This window comes from Sulfobacillus harzensis, assembly GCF_012933365.1.
GTDB classification, from domain to species: Bacteria; Bacillota; Sulfobacillia; order Sulfobacillales; family Sulfobacillaceae; genus Sulfobacillus_B; species Sulfobacillus_B harzensis.
Genome location: NZ_JABBVZ010000191.1, coordinates 1 through 3,341 on the forward strand (window position 1 = coordinate 1; position 3,341 = coordinate 3,341).

Annotated in this window: 3 protein-coding genes; 2 read left to right on the forward strand and 1 reads right to left on the reverse strand. The window is 58.8% G+C overall.

Translation table 11 applies throughout. The features are described 5' to 3' along the window. Window positions 1-72: 72 nt before the first annotated feature. A complete protein-coding gene (locus HIJ39_RS22025) occupies window positions 73-1,074 on the reverse strand; it encodes a hypothetical protein (RefSeq protein ID WP_169103190.1) in 1,002 nt (333 codons plus the stop codon). Between the two features lie 108 nt (window positions 1,075-1,182). Between HIJ39_RS22025 and HIJ39_RS22030 the strand changes: the two genes are divergently transcribed. Then, the gene (locus HIJ39_RS22030; protein ID WP_169103191.1) at window positions 1,183-1,326 is read left to right on the forward strand and encodes a hypothetical protein; all 144 of its coding nucleotides are present in this window, start codon (window positions 1,183-1,185) and stop codon (window positions 1,324-1,326) included. Between the two features lie 562 nt (window positions 1,327-1,888). Beyond that, complete coding sequence (locus tag HIJ39_RS22035; RefSeq protein WP_169103192.1) at window positions 1,889-2,827, forward strand: hypothetical protein; 939 nt, start codon at window positions 1,889-1,891, stop codon at window positions 2,825-2,827. Window positions 2,828-3,341: the final 514 nt, after the last annotated feature.

Here is a 3,341-nt window from a genome sequence, read left to right on the forward strand (position 1 = left end):
GTTACAAAGCTGCCCTGATGGGCGGCCTGAAGTGCGCTCCTGGTCTGGGTTTGCGACTTTATGAAAACTCTCCTAGCGGGTCCTTAGCCAATAGGCGGCCCATCCATCGAACCCGTGCTCGGCGCACCAGTCCGCGTGGCGCGCGATTCGGGCGGCCGCGTCCGACTGCTGGGTGCGGCGACTCCAGTGAAGCCAATCGGCCATGAGGTCGTGCCAGCTTGCCCGTCCGATCGTCGCCACGGTAATGGGATCCTCGAGGGCCTGGCGCAGCCGCCGCTCCAGCACGGCTTGGGTTCTCTTAGACTGAGCCGCCCAAAGATCTAAGCCCCATAGCGCCCGGTCTAGGTCCATGGGCCATGTTGGGTTAAATGTGCGGAGGCTGCTTTGGCGGACGGACTCCAAACGGTGGGGATGACGCTGCCAAGTGAGGTGTCCTAACACCCACCAATAATTGTGCCATGTCGTGGGTCCCTGATGAATAAATGGCGAGGCGCTGGCGAGATTGCGGCTGTCCTCGATGCCCAAATGCCAGGCGACGGCTGCGCGGCACGCTTGAAAGCCTACTTGATAAGCTGGGACCATTGCGTTCCAGACTGGGGCGTCGGCCATGAGCGCATCGTAGCTCGCCAGCGCATCGGTCAAACGGCCAAGTGTGGTGAGCACCGTCGCTTCATTCCGCCGGGCTCGGCCGCGCAACGCCGCATCGGTATCGGCGGCCTCCAGCATCGCCCGCAAATACCCCAGAGCGTCTCCCCAGGCCTCAGCAGCCACCGCTTTCCGGGCCGCCCGTTCCCACGCCGACAGAATGGAGGTGGATCCAGATTCGACGGCGCCCGCAAAACGGTGAATCATGGCTTCTGCCCGCCATGTCCATTGCTGGCGGCCTTCCCGGACAGCCCGGCGCGACAGGGCAACGGCCCGTTCGTAGGCCACTTCCGCTTCACCTTGGGAATCAGCGAGGAGAATGCGACGCCCAAGGGTCTGATAGGGCAACGGGATCGCACGCATCGCGCGAAACCGGAAAGCGCGGGCCAGGCGCGGCCATCGAGAAAACGGCGCGGGCGGGATAGGCATAACGGTCACCTGCTCCACAGAAATATTAGCCAAATTATATCCTAAAAATTTGGCGATCCTTGTCATTTTATGGATAATCAGGTCAAACTTGTAAAGGAGGTTTTTTGCATGCGCAAATTCATCACATGGCTTCTTATGGTGGGGATTATAGGCATCAGCGCGGCGAGCGTGGCGGCGGCCAGCACAACCGCAGCGACCCTCGCATCGACAACAACCTCGACGACCAGTCTGGGGATGGGCTACGAAAGCTAAGGCAAGAGAGATCGGGTGAGGCGGCCATCCCCGGCGGGGGCCGCCTCCTATTTGGGGATCGCGGGCAGGACATCGTCAAGCAGACCCGGACGGCAGTTCCGTATTGAGACAGCGAACCGGTCCCCGCCCCGGTATCAATCACGAGTGCAGCCTGCATCACCCTTACGTGCGACCGCTTGGTCTATAGGCTCTTTTCACGCCCACATGAAGACATTACTTCCATAGTGCGACCCTGCAGGCTGGATGGAAAGATGGTGTCCGCCTCCAAGTCATAGCTTTGCCCATGGCACCACACCCACGTAACCTTTCGCAACGTAATCTAGCCCCGTCAGCGTCCGTCGACCTCCATTTTCGTTTCATGGCTTGCCTTCCCTGCAAAATCAATCATGCAACGCCCCGCTTTCATTACTGCCCAATCGATCAAGAACGAAGGAAAGAAATATTGATCAATAGAAGCAGGATCTTTTCCTCAATTCGACGAAATTCCCTAGAAATCATTACATCGTTGCCGTTTCTCGAATATTGTCGACTGGCAGCGGTTTAGGGCTGTGCAGGCATGAGGATGTGGGCTTCCCTCATCGGTGCGGTGGGGGCGCTTTTGGTAGCAAGCGCGTTTTCGGTTCCCCTGGGTCGGGATCCCGTTCCCCCTGCCCCCAAGGTGAGCGCCCACAACCGGAAGCCAGCTAAAAAAACCAAGAAACCCGCTTCCCCTCCGCCTATGCCCGCTCCGCTGTTGCCTAGCCACCGAATCGTGGCCTTTTACGGCAATCCCCTGGATGCCCGCATGGGTGTGCTCGGACAGGGCACCTCCCAGCAAATGCTGGGACGCCTCGCCCAACAGGCCCAGGCCTATCAGGCTCTCGACCCCTCCCATCCCGTCATCGAGGCACTAGAACTTGTCGCCGTGGTCGCTCAGGGCACGCCGGGGCCGAACGGGACCTACCGCCTGCGTATGCCCCCTTCCCTGATTGAGTCCGAACTCAAACTGGCTCGTTCCGCCCATGCCCTGCTTATCCTTGACGTCCAAGTAGGGCACAGCCCAGTCGCCGCGGAGGTCAAATATCTCGAGCCCTTCTTAAAACAGCCGGACGTGGAACTTGCTTTGGACCCCGAATTCGACATGAACCACATCCCCGGGGGCATCCCAGGAAAAGAGTTCGGCAGTATGACGGCCACGGCCATCAATGGTGCCATTGATGTGCTGCACCAACTAGTGGTCCAGGACCACCTACCACCCAAGATCTTGATCGTTCATCAGTTCCTGCCACAGATGGTGCCCGACTGGAAGAACATCCACCCGCTTCCGGGGGTCAGCTTCATCATGGATACCGACGGGTTCGGAACCCCGGCGCTAAAAACCGCCAACTATCATTCGTTCATCACCAACCAGCCTATCGGCTACGGGGGCATCAAACTCTTCTACACCCAGGACACGCCTTTGATGTCGCCGGCTCAAGTGCTGGCACTCCAGCCACCGCCGCTCCTGATTATCTACCAGTAGACTCAGGGAGCCTGCCCTAAAAAGCCGCAGGGAACATCGTACAGCCATCGTGACGGCTTTTTGACCCTGGTGCGCCGAAGACGCGGATCCGGCATGTGAATCCGAAAAAGCTAGGGGATCTTGACATACACTTTTCCATTGGAAAGTTGGCCGTGCATGGACCAGCGTCCGCACAGCCTCGAACCTCCCCCCGCGCGGAGCCCGCGCCGCGTGGGGTGAATAACCAAACGGCCCATCGCGTGTAGGCCCCTCACGGCCTTTCAAATACACCCCAACGGTTCCAAAATCCCTTGACCCCGGGGAAATCCATCTGGAATCCCGCCAGTACCACGAACGGAAGGCAGCCTTAAGTTTGGCTAATTATTCAGTCCCGCAGAGTGCCATGATTGGGACAACCGGTGACATTTTGCTATAGTAAGATGGCTCAAATCTTTGTCCTAAAGGAGACACGCATGCCCCTGCAGGGCACTCACACACATGAAAAAAGGGCGTCGGCACGGGGAGTATGATGAGG